Annotated in this window: 15 protein-coding genes and 1 pseudogene; 10 read left to right on the forward strand and 6 right to left on the reverse strand. The window is 46.1% G+C overall.

Annotated features, from left to right (window positions below; all coding sequences use genetic code 11):
• Positions 1-32 precede the first annotated feature (32 nt).
• Both ACVA53_RS19945 and ACVA53_RS19950 read left to right on the forward strand, forming a co-directional pair.
• The gene (locus tag ACVA53_RS19945) at positions 33-1,529 is read left to right on the forward strand and encodes a Na+/H+ antiporter NhaC family protein (protein ID WP_255041268.1); all 1,497 of its coding nucleotides are present in this window, start codon (positions 33-35) and stop codon (positions 1,527-1,529) included.
• Between the two features lie 42 nt (positions 1,530-1,571).
• Positions 1,572-2,636: a saccharopine dehydrogenase gene (locus tag ACVA53_RS19950; RefSeq protein ID WP_255041269.1), complete on the forward strand. Its 1,065-nt coding sequence runs from the start codon at positions 1,572-1,574 to the stop codon at positions 2,634-2,636.
• Between the two features lie 431 nt (positions 2,637-3,067).
• Here ACVA53_RS19950 and ACVA53_RS19955 read toward each other — a convergent pair whose 3' ends face one another.
• The 3 genes from ACVA53_RS19955 to ACVA53_RS19965 form a co-directional block, all read right to left on the reverse strand.
• The gene (locus ACVA53_RS19955) at positions 3,068-4,273 is read right to left on the reverse strand and encodes an acetamidase/formamidase family protein (protein ID WP_255041270.1); all 1,206 of its coding nucleotides are present in this window, start codon (positions 4,271-4,273) and stop codon (positions 3,068-3,070) included.
• A 247-nt stretch (positions 4,274-4,520) separates the two neighbouring features.
• Positions 4,521-5,195, reverse strand: coding sequence for a fibrobacter succinogenes major paralogous domain-containing protein (locus ACVA53_RS19960; protein WP_255041271.1), 675 nt, complete (start codon positions 5,193-5,195; stop codon positions 4,521-4,523).
• Positions 5,196-5,317: 122 nt separating this feature from the next.
• Complete coding sequence (locus tag ACVA53_RS19965; RefSeq protein WP_255041273.1) at positions 5,318-5,512, reverse strand: helix-turn-helix transcriptional regulator; 195 nt, start codon at positions 5,510-5,512, stop codon at positions 5,318-5,320.
• 487 nt (positions 5,513-5,999) lie between these two features.
• Here ACVA53_RS19965 and ACVA53_RS19970 point away from each other — a divergent pair, with 487 nt between their 5' ends.
• Positions 6,000-6,887, forward strand: a complete 888-nt coding sequence (locus ACVA53_RS19970) for a patatin-like phospholipase family protein (RefSeq protein ID WP_255041275.1) — start codon at positions 6,000-6,002, stop codon at positions 6,885-6,887.
• Positions 6,888-7,217: 330 nt separating this feature from the next.
• Here the strand turns inward: ACVA53_RS19970 and ACVA53_RS19975 are convergent, their stop codons facing one another.
• A complete protein-coding gene (locus ACVA53_RS19975; protein WP_446506046.1) occupies positions 7,218-8,564 on the reverse strand; it encodes a magnesium transporter in 1,347 nt (448 codons plus the stop codon).
• Between the two features lie 208 nt (positions 8,565-8,772).
• Between ACVA53_RS19975 and ACVA53_RS19980 the strand changes: the two genes are divergently transcribed.
• Entirely contained in the window at positions 8,773-8,973 is a 201-nt protein-coding gene (locus ACVA53_RS19980) for an MbcA/ParS/Xre antitoxin family protein (RefSeq protein ID WP_255041278.1), read from the forward strand.
• A gap of 101 nt (positions 8,974-9,074) precedes the next feature.
• On the opposite strand, the pseudogene ACVA53_RS19985 reads toward ACVA53_RS19980, so the two are convergent.
• Both ACVA53_RS19985 and murQ read right to left on the reverse strand, forming a co-directional pair.
• A pseudogene (locus ACVA53_RS19985) lies at positions 9,075-9,191 on the reverse strand (DoxD-like family protein); the annotation flags it as partial.
• Positions 9,192-9,529: 338 nt separating this feature from the next.
• The gene (murQ, locus tag ACVA53_RS19990) at positions 9,530-10,438 is read right to left on the reverse strand and encodes an N-acetylmuramic acid 6-phosphate etherase (RefSeq protein WP_446506047.1); all 909 of its coding nucleotides are present in this window, start codon (positions 10,436-10,438) and stop codon (positions 9,530-9,532) included.
• A 219-nt stretch (positions 10,439-10,657) separates the two neighbouring features.
• On the opposite strand from murQ, the gene ACVA53_RS19995 reads away from it, so the two are divergent.
• From ACVA53_RS19995 to ACVA53_RS20020, 6 genes are all read left to right on the forward strand, one after another.
• The gene (locus tag ACVA53_RS19995; protein ID WP_446506048.1) at positions 10,658-11,068 is read left to right on the forward strand and encodes a DUF2799 domain-containing protein; all 411 of its coding nucleotides are present in this window, start codon (positions 10,658-10,660) and stop codon (positions 11,066-11,068) included.
• A gap of 437 nt (positions 11,069-11,505) precedes the next feature.
• Positions 11,506-13,803: a formate C-acetyltransferase gene (gene pflB, locus ACVA53_RS20000; RefSeq protein WP_446506049.1), complete on the forward strand. Its 2,298-nt coding sequence runs from the start codon at positions 11,506-11,508 to the stop codon at positions 13,801-13,803.
• A 237-nt stretch (positions 13,804-14,040) separates the two neighbouring features.
• On the forward strand, positions 14,041-15,213 hold the full coding sequence (locus ACVA53_RS20005; protein WP_446506050.1) for a MerR family transcriptional regulator: 1,173 nt from the start codon (positions 14,041-14,043) through the stop codon (positions 15,211-15,213).
• 96 nt (positions 15,214-15,309) lie between these two features.
• Complete coding sequence (locus ACVA53_RS20010) at positions 15,310-15,660, forward strand: helix-turn-helix domain-containing protein (protein WP_255041285.1); 351 nt, start codon at positions 15,310-15,312, stop codon at positions 15,658-15,660.
• A 336-nt stretch (positions 15,661-15,996) separates the two neighbouring features.
• Positions 15,997-16,311, forward strand: coding sequence for a hypothetical protein (locus ACVA53_RS20015; protein ID WP_255041286.1), 315 nt, complete (start codon positions 15,997-15,999; stop codon positions 16,309-16,311).
• 26 nt (positions 16,312-16,337) lie between these two features.
• Positions 16,338-17,333, forward strand: a complete 996-nt coding sequence (locus ACVA53_RS20020) for a dihydroxyacetone kinase subunit DhaK (RefSeq protein ID WP_255041287.1) — start codon at positions 16,338-16,340, stop codon at positions 17,331-17,333.
• Positions 17,334-17,386 lie beyond the last annotated feature (53 nt).

Raw genomic sequence — 17,386 nt, forward strand, 5'->3', positions numbered from 1 at the left:
ATACCTTTTTGTTTTTTAGGAGAAGTCTACGAATGGCTGATTACGGATTGTTGTCCATCGTACCCGCGGTGCTGGCATTGATACTCGCCTTTACCACTCGGCATGTTGTTTTAGCCCTTGGGGTTGCAGTGATCAGCGGCATGCTGATCTTAACCAAGGGTCATCCAGTCGATACAGCGTTGATGTTCCTGTCTGAAGGGCCATTTATTCAGCTAGCCTCGGGTAGCAACGCACAGATCATTATTGTTATTACTATCATTTCGGGCTTTATCTATCTGGTTGAACAAAGTGGCGGTATGGCGGCGTTTTCGTCCATGGCTACTCGCTATGTGTCATCGCCATTGAAAGCCCAGCTAGCCACTTGGGCAACTGGGATCGGTATCTTTTTTACTGATTCGGGAAACTCGTTGATCCTTGGCCCGATGTTCGCGCCAATCTACCAGAAGCTCAAATTGAGCAAAGAAAAACTGGCGTTCATTATCGACTCGACCTCATCACCGGTCTGTGTGCTGATCCCGATTATCAGCTGGGGGGTCTATTCGCAGGGGTTGATTGAAAATGCGTTTGATAATATGGGTCAGCAAGTCGATGGTTTTACTACTTTCCTCCAAGTTATCCCTTACCAACTCTATGCGTTGCTGACACTGTTTAGTGTGCCTGTGTATGCGGTGCTGAAAAAAGATTGGGGCCCGATGGCTGAAGCGGAACACCAAGCTCGTCAGCAGGCAGAAGTGAGTGAGCCGTCATCAGATCAAACGCAACTGGCTAAATCTGGCCGAATTTCACTGATAGTCTTGCCTCTGACGGTGTTGTTTGGCTCACTGATTGCCCTATTTACTTACAATTACCATCTGCATGGCACAATCAATGGTCCGGTGATCCGTACATCACTGGGAACCAGCTATTTGATTGCCTCGATAACGGCAATTGCTTACTACGCCTACACCAAAACTATGACCGCTTCGACAGCCTTCAACACTTTTGTGTCGGGAATGCAGCGGATCATGCTAATTTTGATTATCTTGCTATTGGCATGGACCTTGGGTGATATCTGTAAGTCTCTGGGGACTGGGGATTATATCAGCCAGGTAATGAATGACCGCCTGCCGGTATTTTTGCTGCCAGCGATGATCTTCGTTATCGGTAGTTTTATCTCGGTTGCGACAGGATCGTCGTGGGGCACTTTTGCCATTTTGATCCCAATTGCCGTACCGGTTGCCAGTGCGCTCGGTGCTGATCCGCTGATTTGTATTGGCGCAGCGCTGAGTGGCGGTATGTTGGGCGATCATTCTTCACCGATTTCAGACACGACCATTTTGAGCTCGATGTCTACCGGGTGTGATCATGTTTCCCATGTCCGTACCCAGTTCCCGTACGCCATATTAACCGGGGTGACCGCCAGTATTGGTTTTATGGTCGCTGAGATCACCCGTAGCCCGTACACCATTTTAGTGGCGGCATTAATGCAAATCGCTCTGATTGTATTGATGGTGCGTCGTCAGGCTTCAGTAAGCCCTGTTACCGTTTAAGAAGTGACGGCTTAAAAACATATTGTTTATAAAGGATTGAAAATGAATACATTATTTTGGCTGAGAGATGAAGTTAAAGTCGGTGAACACAGAACAGCGCTGACACCAACAGGAGCCAAATTACTGATTGATACTGGTGCGAAAGTGATTGTGGAACGCAGCACAACACGTATTTTTCCCAACCAAGCCTATGTCGACGTCGGCTGTGAACTGACAGATGCGCATAGTTGGACTGAAGCGCCGGATCACGCCTATATCCTTGGTTTGAAGGAATTGGCAGAAGCCGATTTTGCACTCAAGCATCAGCACATTTATTTTGCCCACGCCTTCAAGGGGCAGGATGAAGCGGTACAGATCCTATCACGATTCAATGCTGGTGGTGGTCAGATCCTTGATTTGGAGTTTCTGCAAGACGAGCTAGGCAAGCGCGTTTGTGCCTTCGGTTACTGGGCGGGTTATGTTGGTGCGGCGATGGGGTTGTCCGGTTTTATCCACCATTTACACTGTAAAGATGCGTTCGGAGCAGTGGGCAGCTATCCAGATCGTGAGCATTATTTAGCGGTGTTGGGTGAGCAGGTTGCGACCTTAGCTGAAAAGCCTAAAGTATTGGTTATCGGTCAGTACGGTCGTTGTGGCCGTGGTGCTTTGGATTTGTTTGCTGAGCTGGGTATCGACGCCGACGGTTGGGATATCGAAGAAACCAAAGCAGGCGGCCCGTTCACTGCCATCAATGACTACGACATCTTGGTTAACTGTGCTTACCTTGCTGAAGGCACTCCTCCGTTCATTACCAAGGAGAGCCTAGGTGAGAATCCACGCCTGAGCATGGTCAGTGATGTCAGCTGCGATCCGAATAACCCGGATAACCCAATTCGTATTTATAACCAATGCACTAAGCTGTCTAAGCCAATTATTAAGTCGGATGTTAGCGGTGTGTATGTACAGGCGGTGGATCACCTACCGACCGTATTGCCAAAAGAAAGCAGTGAAGATTTCGCCGGCCAGCTTCTACCTCATTTGCTGACGTTATGTCAGGGTGAAGATCCAAACGGTGTGTGGGGGCGAGCACGTGATTTCTACGTAACGGCACAGAACATTCTAAAGTAATAACCGGGGCGACTCGCCTAGGCTGAGAAATGATAGGGGATCTAAGTTTGTTAGATCCCTTTTTATTTAACGGTGAGTAATACCAATCTGGATAAGTAGTTGATCAGGTATTTGCACTGGAAAAATCGTTGTTATCAAGGCAGATTTTGCAGTAACTAGTGGCTCTAATTACAAAATATCTAACGCAGAGAACAGCGATTTTAACTTGCAAGACTGATCAAATATTTATGTAGGTTGGTATAAGTCACTAACAGACGACAAAGTTAGTCACAATGCTGTGTCTGGTTGAGGCAAAACTTTAGCGACCAAAGTGAGTAAGCTATGACACCTGACATCAACTCTGTTGTCCCCAAGATTAACGATTAAACGGCTAGTCTAGAGCTTTGATTCGCCCCCATGAAAGGGGGGCAGAGGGGTTATATGTGTTAACGCTATTCGAACTCGGCAAAGTCAGCTTTGCGAATTTTCGCATGAATACCTTTTGTCTTGTCGACTACTTGTGATACTGCAAAATCAGTATTGGCACTCAAGTAAGCAAGGGCAATCTCTTCACTAATCCCATAGTGGTTAACCAAGAATCTAATTGATTCACGAGTAGCGTTTTGCATAGCGATGTTTAAGTCTTCATCAAGGCCGACAGGAATCCAGAACTCTGCGGTTTCACCAACTGGAGTATCAATAAATGCACCCGGTATTGCATCAGAGCCTTCTCTCAGAATTGTCAGCTTAAATGTTGCTCGAACTGAGGCTTCTAATGCGGTTAGTGCTACCTCACCATCACCTTGCGTAAAGTGACTGTCACCCGTATAGAACATAGCGCCATCTACATTTACCCGGTAGTAGGCCGTAGTTCCTTCCACTAGGTCTTTAACGTCCAGGTTCCCACCAAAATACTGAGGAGCAACGGAATGGATAGGAAACTCTTTATCAGGTGCCACACCCATAATTCCCATAAACGGATTTAGCGGAAAGACAATATTCTTATCTCCAGACTTGAGCTTACCGAAATATTTATCGTCCTCCTTGAAGATAGGTGAAAGAATAGAAACGTTACCAAAGCGTTCAGGGTGCTCGGCGCTAGGGTTTGGTTGTGGTTTTCTCTTAGGATACTCACCGACTAGGGCTCCTTTTCCGTGTCTGTTTGAAATCACACCATATGGAACTCTTGGTTCTAGCTTAACAATGTCTACCTTCAGAACATCACCAGGTTTCGCACCTTTAATTTTAACCGGGCCTGTGACAATGTGTGGCCCATCTTTGTAGAAATCATGTTCAAGGTCAGACCCCGTAATCTGAACTGCATCTTCAAGTACATATTCCGTTGAATAGCCATGAGCACCAAAGTATTTAAGTGGATCTCTTCCTTGGTCTTCTAATAAACCTTCGTGCGAGACAGTATCAAAAACAACGGTACTCCCTGAATCTATTGTAGCGACAGGCTGTGTTAATTTATTGGGAAGATATCCCCACATGATTGTGTCTAAAGTGGACGGAATATATAAGCTTTGCGCGTATTTTCCAGACTCAATAAATGTAGGTTCATCGTAAAGTGGCTGCAGAATCTCAACACCATCCATGACCACTGCACTTGCAGAAAACGAGGCAACTAGAAGTGCTAAGCTTGAGAGTTTTTTCATTGTATCTCCATGATATTTTTAACCTTTAAATACCATAAAGCAATTACTGTGCCAGTGTTTATTTGATGCTACCTTGGAGTATCCGGGCGTTTTGTAGGGTTATTTGGCTATTCCAGTCACCATATTGGTGCAAAACAAACACAAGTGCACCTGTATGTATATTTTGCACAAATATGATGATAGACAAGACTGGCCAAGCGACCTCATAAAAGTAGAACGACACCAAACAGCTCTGGACAAATGTGAGTTAATTATCTCGAACACACCTTACTGAAAACATATAGTCCTTAGAGCTAGTAGCGCGGCGAATTTCACCCTTGTGTGCATTCCACCAAGAATAGGCTAAAGTGCGAATAATCCCCTTGTTTTCGGAAGCACTGCTTGCTGTCCAAAACTCGGTGTAAGCTCCCTCAGTGATATACCAGCCGTTCCATATAACACCTGCTGGTCTTGCGAAAAAGTTGTGTTTGTTGACTAGTGATTGATCCACTTTCTTAAATGGGCCATCAGATTGTGCTTCTTTAAGTTGCAAGCCAAGATCTTGGTCACCACCTCTCCAACCTTCTTGGTGAAGCTCTTCTTCGGTCATACCAATAGTTCGCTCAAGCGTCTTCCAATCTTCATCGGTAGCGACTCGCCAGCCTTCTGGGCAAAGGTTTCTGTCATCTGCAACGTCATACCAGTTGTAGAGTCGTCCATACTTCAACAAGTTATCTTCATCATCTTTTGGTATTGCGCCTGATCTGACATCAGAGCCATCTTGGAATTTGGTGCTTCTTAATCCTTCTGCTAACCAAACCTGATCACCTATCGTCACGGTTCGATAGATATTACCTTCCGTGTCCTGCACAGTATCAGTATCTTCCAGTTGGTATAGCGTTTTGTTGGTGTCATTAGCTGAGGTTGTAGCAGCAAGAACCATACTGACTCCTATAGATAAAATGAGCTTTTTCACGACAAGTGACCCTTCGTTGACGTTGTGAGATTACTATATCTATCACCCTGTATCTAAACTAGGCGAGATACTCTTAAAAAAGTGCCTATTTATATCAGTAGTGCATTTCGAGTTGCTTGTTTGAACTTGCGATGGAAAACTGTACGGCTCATACCGACCAAAGAAGCTAGCTCATCAATTGTTACGTTCTTGCTATGGTTAAGTGATAGGTACTCAATCGATTTGGCGATTTCGTTCCCGATACCAAATGCTCTCCTTGCTGAGATACCTGCATCGCCCTTCAATTTTTTGCTTCAATAATCAAATTGGTACAAATAGGCATTTTTTAGAGACTAATTCGCCTATTTATACAACTTTGTGAGAGATATAGTTAAATCCACTTAAAGATACTCCCACGAACAGCGGAGCTGGCTTTGAGTTGCAGCGACGCATTGAATCTGCGGGTAAACAAGTCGAGGTGCATGTTTGTCACCTTGGCGCTTCACGCCCCAATTTGTTGATGGATAATGCAAGTACGCTTAACAAGGTAATGTGGTCAATCATGTCTCGTATTATTGCTCAATCTGCAGAGTGAGGGGCATGACCAGAGGTGATGTGTGCAACAGATCAAAACCTACCAACTATAAAGCTATATGGCCCGACAAAGCGTGCTAATAGCTTAGGCCCTGTTGGTGAAAATAAACTAGACGATGCGCGGTAGATAAAGAAATGGCTTATCAGCTATGGGGCTTATCGTTAGATAAAACGTCACTAGAGTGTGTTCTATAATTCATGGGTGTTAAAAAATTGAGGTTAAAGAGCCTGATATTATCCGTAACAGCAGCCAGCTTAATGGCTTGTTCTTCTCCAAATGTTTATGAAGACCTTAATGCGTCTACAGCAATGGAGCGCGGCGAACATGAGCTAGGGGTTGCTTTTGGCGGTGGTGGTGTACGTGGGTTCATGCATCTCGGGGTACTTAAAGCACTCGAAGAAGAGGGGATAAGACCTGATGTAGTTAGCGGCACATCCGCAGGTTCAATCGCTGCAACGCTATATGCATCAGGAATGACCCTAGCGGAGATGAAAACAACCATCGATGAGGTTGGAATGTCGGAAATTGCTGACTTTGTTGTTTCTACAAAAGGTTTAGTCAACGGTAAGAGACTATCAGAATGGATTAACTCTCAAGTCGAGTACGATGATCTTGCGGCCATGCCGATTCCTGTCGCTGTAACAGCAACGAATCTAACCACCCAAGAGACAATCATGATTCGTTCTGGGAATCCGGGGCATGCTGTGCAAACCTCATCAACGATCCCGGGTGCATTTATACCTGTGCAGAATCAGGGCAATATATTGGTTGATGGAGGCGTATTTAGCGTAGTACCGGTATACACCGCAAGAGACTTGGGAGCTGAAAAGGTTATCGCTATTGATATTTATTGTCACAACCAAACCGCTCCAGAAATCTCCGCTAGCAAGATTACTCTCGCTGCTTTTCGAATGCAGAGTTGTCGTTTGTCTCAAGATGAGTTGAATAGTGCTGATGTTGTTATAGCTCCTAAATTTGAGCCGAACAGCAGCGGAGCATTTGATGAAAAAGCACAGGCGATCGAAGCTGGATACCTTGCAACAAAAGAAGTGATGCCGCAGATAAAAGCACTACTCGTGAAATAGCTTACATTTTGGGTTATACCGCTTCAGCGGTATCACATCGCTGGACAAAGTTAGACCGAAGGACAAAAAGGCTAAAGGGTTGGATATGTTTTAATTTTTTATTAATTTGTAATCAGTGACTTAACCATGATGGTTTTGATTATGGCTTTGACCTCCATTGTGGTAAATAACACATCGAACAACACCCACTATTGGCTGTTATTCGTGGCATTGTGATGAGGGTACTAACAGCAATATGGATAATCAGGGGTAAGGTAAACGTGAAGACATTCCGTTAAGCCGAGCCCCCCAGAACTGGGGGGCGCCGAGGAACTCGGTGTACAGACTTTTTTAAATAAGCAACAGCTTGGCGGTTCCGAGGAAGGCAAAGAAACCCACCACATCGGTTACCGTGGTGAGGATCACTGAGCCTGCCAGTGCCGGGTCAAGTTTAAGCTTGTCGAGTACCACCGGGATCACAACACCGAACAGCGCTGCTGTAATGATATTAACCACAATGCCGACCGAAATAATTGCGCCGATAATCGGTGATTGGAACCATAAACCGGCCATCAGGCCGATCAAAACTGCCCATAGCACGCCGTTGATAAAGCCTATTCCCAATTCATTGCGCAGTAATGAGCGACGGTTACCGGCGGTAACCTGATTCAGCGCCATACCCCGGATCATCAGGGTCAGGGTCTGGCTGCCAGCAATCCCTCCCATTGAGGCGACAATCGGCATAAGGATCGCAAGGGCCACGACCTGGGCGATCACATCTTCGAACAGGCTGATGGTCATAGAAGCCAGTACCGCGGTGATAAGGTTGATACCTAGCCATACTGCACGCTTCTTGGCACTTTTGGTGATTGGGGCGAATAAGTCATCCTCTTCACTCATACCAGCATTGGCCATCAAGGTGCTCTCATAGCTTTCACGCATCAGTTCGAGGGCGAGATGGGTATCGATTTCGCCAATCAAGGCAAAGTTTTCATCAACGATCGGTAAGCTAAATTGTTGGCTATGCTCTACGGCTTCTACCGCTTCGGTGAGAGAAGCGCCATCTTCTAGGACCGGCGTGTCGGTATCGGCCAGGCTGCTCAGTATGGTGAGTGGCTCTGCCTCGACCAATTGTTGATAATTGACTTTACCGACAAACTTAGTGTCACGGGTGACGACGTAAATTGAAGTCGGATATTGGTAGCCATAGCGCTCCAGCAAAATTTTGGCGCGTTTGGCCGAGATCCCCTGCGGCAGTGAAAGCACCTTGGGGTTGGCATAACGACCGATCTGATCGTCATCGTATTGGTTGGCCCGATCAAACAGCTCAATGTCTTCTTTGCTGAGCTTTTCAATCGCCCGATCAATGATATTTTCTGGTAGTGAGTCAGCCCACTCAATCAACGAAAGGTTGTCGAGTTTATCGAGTACCAAATCTAATTCGGCATCGCTCAATGACTGGATAACCCATTCCCGGGTGTCGCCGCGCATTGCAGTAAGGACATCGACATGATCATTGAGGGGTAACTGACGCCAGAGCTCCATACGTTGATCGAGCGGCAGAGCCTCTAACAAGGTCGCGAATGCGCCGGCTTCTAGCTGTTGGAGCTCGGGTTCATTGAAAATTTGACGTTGTTCGTCGGTATCTGCGGCAGAGATACGCTCAATGAGCAGGCTTAAGTCTATGGTGTTGCTCATGCAGGTTTCCTTGTTGCAAACGCAAGCAGCCAGCTAAAGGTTGGGCTTGTTGTTTTTATCGTAATAGAGGGGGAGCCCCTCGTAGCTTGGGTATAGAGTATGGTTTTCATTTTTGTCGGTCAATTGTGATGTCGCTAACTGTCGCTATTATGAAATCAGGTTAGTTTAATATTGAGTGAGTGGTTAGTTACTGGCGAGGAGAAGACGGATGGATAAACAGCAAGTTCCTGAAGCGTTATACGATGATGCCTTGGCGTATTTCGGCGACCGTGAAAAAGCCGACGATTGGCTGCACACGGAAAATATCGCCCTGGGTTTGGTTTCACCGGCGAGCCTATGTAAATCTGAATCGGGAAGAGCGGAAGTCAAAGAACTGCTTCGCCGTTTGAAGGCCGGTGATACTGTTTGAACCCACGATGGCTTAAATGTCCTTAGCCTCTGTCAGTGGCGAGCATTACCTATTGATACTCGCCATTCTGTGGCTGGATGCTTGAACGAGATTGACATCGCGAGTAGCGCCAAGCTGAATTCATAGCCACCGGCCATCAGGTAGCCGGGCTCCAGACCGACGAAGACCATCCACTGACCAGTGCCTTCTAGCCCATCGCCGCCGAACCAACCGAGTATTCATTCGCTTTTTCTCCAGTCGGTGAATGGGGTAGAGAGAGGGGAGTAACATCCGACCAGTCTCAAATATGGGAAATGAACTACTATTAATGTAGCCGTGCCAGTATTGGTTAAGGAAGATGTGGCTATGATGGATACAGATACAATGTTTACCTGTATCTACTTGCTAGAATTTGACTCGCTAATTGTGTCTTACTTTGGACACTTGCAAATTTCGCTCAGCCTCGGCTGGGCATTTTTATTTCTGCCCATTATGATTTCAGCCTTTTGTATTTTCCACAGCCGCTATCGTTTTTCTATTGCCTGAACTGAGCGTCTTAATTGTTTCTTAGCTTACCCTAATTGGTATTGTTGCGAATTGCTTTGCGGGTAAAGCCGTGACTTTCGGTCAGCAGCGATGATGCCTCTGCTGCGTCGACACCAGCCAATAGCATCACAATCGCCGTCTTGCAGTGGCCGTCACAAGCTTTGAGTGCTTCAACGGCCTGCTCTCGGCTACAGTCTGTGGCAGCCATGACGATGTTCTTTTGGCGTTCGACCAACTTGGCGTTAGTTGCTTCGACATCCACCATTAAATTGCCATATACCTTACCGGTTCTGATCATCGCACCGGTGGTAAGCATATTGAGGATCAGTTTTTGTGCTGTACCAGCCTTCAAGCGTGATGAGCCGGTGACGACTTCCGGTCCGACAACCGGTGTGATAGCTATATCTGCCGATTGACCCATAGGGCTTTGTGGATTACAGCTGATGCAAGCAACCGTTGCGCCAACAGATTTTGCATAGTCCATGGCGCCGAGTACATAGGGAGTCCGGCCGCTGGCTGCAATGCCAACCAACACATCTTTGCGACTAAAGTTAATCGCCTGCAGATCGCCTGCCCCCATTTCACGGTTATCTTCGGCATTTTCGACCGCCTTGAGAATGGCTTGATGGCCACCTGCGATAAGCCCAACCACTTGCTCCGGCTTGCTGCCAAAGGTCGGCGGGCATTCACTGGCATCCAGAATGCCTAATCGACCAGAGGTACCTGCGCCGCTATAAATCAGTTTGCCACCTTGCAGGAAGGCATCAGCAATGGCATCAACCGCGCGGGCGATTTCAGGCAGTACCGCTTCGACGGCAAGCGCGACCTTTTGATCTTCTTGATTGATGACGTTTAACATATCAATGGTTGATAGCGTATCAATCTCTGCGCTGGCGCTGTTACGGCTTTCAGTCACCATCTTGGTCAAATCAATTTTCATTCTGGGGTCCGTTTCAATGAGGTATCACTATTTTATGTTATCGCAAAGTCTAGAGCGAGGAATTAGGTGGAGATTGCCTGCTGTTGGAGCTATCCAGCAGCACTGTATCTTCGCTATAGCCAAATTCTCACGTGCTATCAAAAAGCTAGCTAAAATCTCTATTCCTCTGTGCCATAATTAGCCATTGCTGATTTTGGCTATATTTTTTGGGTAACGACAATGGATAATCAAAAACGGATGCGTGCCATACTGGGCGTTTCAATGGGGCTGGCATTGAGTGGGTGCAGTACCAATTACGTCGATAGCTACGTTGCTGCCAAAGATTGGCAATCGCTGGGTGAGCAAGATGCACTTAAAGGTCATCGGGTTAGGGAACTGTCATCGTTGGTTGACGGTGATCTATTGGCGGCGCAACAAAAATACAGTACGGGTTATGAGATTGGTCGCGTAGAGTTCTGTGATATTGATAAGGCATGGCAACTAGGAAAATCAGGCCAAAACTATTTTGGTATTTGCGATGGCATGCCTGATGGTGGCGAATTTAGGCAGCAATATAATTATGGCCACGATGCTTTCGTTATAGAGATGGAGCGAGAGAGCTCATCTGATGGATTTGGCTTTGGCTATTAAAGACCTTGCTTGATTAGCTGCGAATAGATTAGAAAAGCCCTTCATTAACGTTATTTATAATAGCTAATATGAAGGTTTTTTTATGTTTAAAAGAAAATGATTATTCCATTTGATCTTGTTTAGCACATTTTCATTCCTTTTTTACTGTGATTTTTTCTTTTAATCACATGATTGTATTGATTTTATTTTTGCCTATGCATTTGATGCATCTAGATAATGAAAAGCATTCATTTTACTCATGTATTGGTTTGTCATAAGATTCAACCATCAAGTGCACATCGAAAAAGTGCCAGTCTAAATATTAATGAAATACATTTAACCTGTATTTTATAGATCGTAAAAGTTTATTTATTAAAAGCTTTGAACCTTGAAATTTCTTCTTTTTTTTCTTTTGAAAAATATACATCACAGAAAACTATTATTGTTAGGTATTTAATATGACTATTCCTACTACTGAAATGCTTCAAGCGTGGAAAGGTTTTACTGCTGGCGATTGGCAGACTGAGGTCAACACCCGTGATTTCATTCAGGCTAACTATACACCTTATGAAGGTGATGAATCTTTTCTTGCAGAGGCAACAGAAGCAACGGTAACGCTTTGGAATAATGTCTTAGAAGGGATCAAAGAGGAAAGCCGCACACATGCGCCGGTTGACTTTGATACTGACTTACCATCGACTATTATTTCGCACGATGCTGGCTACATCAATAAAGAGTTGGAAACGATTGTTGGTCTACAAACCGATAAGCCTCTCAAGCGTGCCATTATTGCCAACGGTGGTATCCGTATGGTGAAAACCTCATGCGAAGTCTACGGTCGAGAGTTAGATCCTGGGGTTGAAAAAACCTTCACCGAATACCGCAAGACGCATAACAAAGCCTGTTTTGATCTGTATACCAAAGATATCTTAGCGTGCCGTAAATCCGGCATCATTACTGGTTTACCAGATGCCTATGGTCGTGGACGTATCATTGGTGATTACCGCCGTCTTGCCCTATATGGTATTGATTTCCTGAAAGCGGACAAACAAGCGCAGCTGAAATCAACCCAAGCCTTTTTAGAGCAAGGCCAAGATTTAGAAAAAACACTGCGCTTACGAGAAGAACTGGCTGATCAGATCCAAGCCTTGGAAGACATCCGCACCATGGGGTTAAAATACGGCATTGATATGTCTGTTCCTGCATGCTCTGCTCAGGAAGCTATCCAATTTACGTATTTCGGCTATCTGGCTGCTGTAAAATCGCAAAACGGCGCAGCAATGTCCCTTGGCCGTACCTCCACTTTCCTTGATGTTTACATCGAGAGAGATATGGCCAATGGTGTATTGAGTGAGTCACAGGCTCAGGAGCTCGTCGATCATTTCATTATGAAGCTGCGCATGGTGCGTTTCCTTCGTACGCCAGATTACGATTCGCTATTCTCTGGTGACCCAATCTGGGCGACAGAAGCGATGGCGGGAATGGGTGTCGACGGACGTACATTGGTTAGTAAAACCACCTTCCGTTACCTGCATACGCTGTATAACATGGGACCGGCGCCAGAACCTAACATGACGGTGCTGTGGTCTGAGCAACTACCTGAAGGGTTTAAAAAATATGCTGCTAAGGTGTCTATTGATACATCATCTCTGCAGTATGAAAATGATGATTTGATGCGCCCTGACTTTAATAATGATGACTATGCCATCGCATGTTGTGTTAGCCCGCAGATCGTTGGTAAAGACATGCAGTTTTTTGGTGCCCGCGCTAATTTGGCAAAAGCACTGCTTTATACTATCAATGGCGGTATTGATGAAAAGTCAAAAGCTCAGGTGGGCCCGAAACAATCTCCGATTGCCGATGATGTATTGGATTTCGACACCCTTATGCCACGTTTCGATGCCATGCTCGATTGGCTCGCAACGCAGTATGTGACAGCGTTGAATATTATCCACTACTCGCATGACCGCTACAGCTATGAAGCGTCACTGATGGCACTGATGGACAGAGATGTTAAACGCACAATGGCTTGTGGTATTGCTGGCTTGTCGGTGGTTGCAGACTCCCTTGCTGCGATTAAGTTTGCCAAGGTGACACCGATCCGTGACAACGATGGTCTAGCGATTGATTTTGATATTGACGGCGATTATCCGACGTTTGGGAACAACGACTCTCGGGTTGATGACATTGCCTGTGATCTCGTTGAGCGCTTCATGAAGAAAATTCAGAAGATGAGTATGTACCGTGAAGCGACGCCAACGCAGTCAATTCTGACTATCACATCCAATGTGGTTTACGGTAAGAAGACCGGTAATACCCCAGACGGCCGCCGTGCAGGTATGCCGTTTGGTCCCGGTGCCAACCCAATGCATGGCCGAGATCAGAAAGGGGCGGTGGCTTCGCTGACCTCGGTGTCGAAACTGCCGTTTGCCTTCGCCAAAGACGGTATCTCATATACCTTCTCGATTGTGCCAAATGCACTGGGTAAAAATAGCGAGACCCAGAAGCAAAACTTGGCAGCGTTGATGGATGGCTATTTCCACCATGAAACGGGAGAGCATGGGGTAGGCGTTGAAGGTGGGCAGCACCTGAACGTTAACGTGATGAACCGTGACATGTTGTTAGATGCTGTCGAGCACCCTGAAAAATACCCACAGCTAACGATTCGTGTATCGGGGTATGCGGTCCGTTTCAACTCGCTGACCAAAGAGCAGCAGCAGGATGTGATAACCCGTACCTTTACCGAAAAAATGTAAGTGCTCAAGGAGCATTGCTGAAATATAACAAGCTGTGACTACCTAGCTACTTGTTAGCAAAACTTGGCCTGCCTCCGTGCAGGCCTTTTTTATCTTTATCTTCCAAGAGCGAAACCTGTTTCACCTTGCGGTGGGGCTGTGCAGCGGATGTTACTGGGAGATTTTCTGTATAAGTGTTATTGACCTGTCTAAGGCTTTATAGTTTAAGCTCACGACTTTATTCCATAGGGCCGCGCCATGTATCGAATTTCAGAACTAGCAGAGCACGTCGGTCTTTCGCGCTCTACCTTACTGTACTATGAGAAGCTGGGGCTGATTGCCGGAAAGCGACTCGACAATGGCTATCGCAGTTACAGCGAGCGGGATCTCCAACGCTTGCGGCTGTTGCAACAACTGCAAGCCGGTGGGCTAACTCTTAAGGAGTGTCAAGCATGCCTAGAAGCGAAAGTCGATCGCCAGTTACTGCTTAACCGCATGCAACAGCTGGATGACGAGATCGCCCACAAACAGCAATCTCGGAATCTACTGGCTGCGATGCTGGGTGAATCGGACATGACGGCATGGCATCAGTCGTTGGAGCAGACTGCCCCTGACGCCCATTTGGATTGGTTAATGAAACAGGGCTTTGATGAGAAACAAGCCTTGAGACTGAAGTGGTTATCAAAAGACATGAATACACACGAACAATACATGGCAGACTTTAATACTATCTTTGACGGTTTGGATCGCTGGGGGCCGGGAACTGAGGCGGAAACCATCAAGGCGTTCAAGTTGCTTCCATCAATACCGCAAACGGTGCTGGAAATTGGTTGCGGTAAGGGTATTACAACTACCGTACTGGCTAAACAATCTGATGCCGTGATTACTGCGATCGACAACCATGAAGATGCACTAAGCAAGTTGCGCGAGCGAGCCACTGAGACAGGTGGTGCAGACAAAGTCATTACCCAGTGTGCCAGTATGACTGACTTGCCATTTGACGATGCCAGCTTTGATGTTATCTGGGCCGAGGGCTCTGCCTATATTATGGGAGTGAACAAAGCTTTCAAACAGTGGCGTCCGTTGCTAAAAGATAAAGGCGTATTGGTGCTCAGTGATTTGGTGTGGCATACCGAGACACCAAGTGCAGAAAGGTTAGCGTTCTGGCAGAAAGAATACCCAGACATGACCACGGTTGAGGTGCGGATCAAGCAGGCACAAGAGGCCGGTTACCACGTGATCGATAACTTTACCCTGAGCGATAAGGCGTGGCAGGCGTATTTCTTGCCACTTCAGCAGCGGATCAATGAGCTGAAAGAGACGATGGCTGAGTCACAGGCACTCAAAGATATTCAAACTGAGTTGGATATTTACCATCAGGGCTTTGAGCAATTCGGCTACCAGATGTTTATTTTAGGTAGATTTGAATAATTACCCCTTCACAGTTTCACTTTACTGTTAATGGCATGGCTCCCAATCAGTGATATAAATTTCATTGTATTGTTTTCATTGTGAATACGGGACCTTATGTACAAGCAGCTTACAGAAGAAAACCGCTTGCAAATTTGGGCATTGCGGAAAGAAGGCAAGAACCAATCACAGATCTCGCGGATATTAAATATTCATCGCTCGACTGTTAGTAGGGAGCTGGCTCGTAACTCTGGCCCTTATGGTTATGAGCCACAACTTGCCAATAAAATGGCAAGGTATCGGAAACAGTTTCATCAACAGGTGACTGAGAAGCAATATGAAGAGTTGGTTATCAAGCTCAATCAGATGGGGCTGAATAAAGAACAATGCCAGCGTTTCATCCTCCATTACCACCCCGAACTTGATATGGAGCAACTGGAAAACCTGATTGTTTCTTATGGCCAGTAATGAAATTAAGGTTGGAAATGAGATAGCGATCTCATGTTGCACTTGCCCCTTGGGAGGCTGAGCGTTGTGATTAACCGCTGGTGTTGCACTTGCCCTGAAAGGCTAATCAGTATTGAGCTTTCTTACCGTCAATGTTGTTGCACTTGCTAAAACCTTATTTGTATTTACCGTTGTTGCACTTGCCTATTAGTAATATTTACTTTTAGTTAAGGTGTTGATTTTGGTGGTTTTTTAAGCTGATTGTTTAGGTGAGGGATATCACGTTATTTCATTTGTAACCTCTCTATATTTGATTTGTCCGATAGCTTTACCAGCTATGAATCAATGGAGGTTAAGATGAAAAAGTTTAATCATGTCGGGATCCCGTCGCCAGTAGAGCACTCCGGTGAATCTTTTAATCCTGATATTAGCCTTTATACAACAGATTTTGAAAAGAGTGAGAACCGTATTGAATGGTTGCGCTTCTTGGATAACAGTCCGTTGCCAGAGGTACTAAAGAATACCGCACACGTGGCTTATGAAGTTGATGACCTTGATAAAGCGATTGAAGGCAAGGAAATACTACTTGAGCCGTTTAGCCCGAATGAGTCTTTGCGCGTCGCATTTATTATGGAAGACGAAGCGCCCGTTGAACTGATGCAGTACTGCTAATATCACCGCATAAAAGGATATCGACTATGAAGAAGTTTATTAATAACCCTGAGAATATCACTTCTGAGTTGCTACAAGGATTTGCATTGAGTTACCCCAACCAAGTGCGAGTGGTAGAGGATAAAATCGTTACACGTGCGGTGCCTAAAGACCAAGATAAAGTGGCCATTGTGACCCTTGGTGGTGCTGGCCATGAACCTGCTTTAAGTGGTTTTGTGGGTGAGGGGATGCTCGATTTTTCTGTGGTTGGGGACGTATTTGCCGCGCCCGGAGCACCGAAGGTCTTTGAGGCACTCAAATTAGCCAACCGTCCTGCTGGTGTGCTCTTTGTTGTGTTGAACCATGAAGGGGACGTCATGGCCGCCAATATGGCGATGGAAATGGCAAAGCGTGAGAATATCAATGTCAAAATGCTGCTGACCCACGAAGATATCAGTGCCGGATTGAACACCGATATCAAAGATCGGCGGGGTTTGGTGGGGTGTGTCCCGGTGTATAAAATTGCTGGAGCTGCTGCCGAAGCCGGGCTCTCCCTTGATGAAGTATACCGGATTGCCAATTCATTTAACGAGAATATGGCGACCTTGGCTGTTGCAATGAGTAATGCGACCCATCCGCAGTCGGGTATGGCGATAGGTGATCTTCCTGACGATGAAATGGAAATCGGTATGGGCCAGCATGGCGAAGGTGGCGGCGGCAGAATGAAAATTCGCTCGGCCGATGACACCGCTAATATCATGTTAGATCAACTGTGTGCGGCGATTGATGCTCAGCCGGGGGACGACTTGATGCTGATGATTAATGGCACTGGGGCAACGACCTTGATGGAGATGTTTATAGTCAGCCGTGCCTGCCATATCAAGCTGAAAGAAGCGGGTATTACGATCAGCCGTAGCAAGATTGATGAATTGCTAACCGTGCAGGAGATGGCTGGGTTCCAAATGTGTATCGCTAAATTCGATCCAGAAATCCTCTCTTATTGGGATAGGCCGTGTAACACCCCATACTGGTGTCAATACTAACCAGAGCAATGTCTTTGTGCCAGGTAAGATACCTGGCACTTCATTGAATAATA

The sequence above is a fragment of the Photobacterium sp. DNB23_23_1 genome (assembly GCF_052873815.1).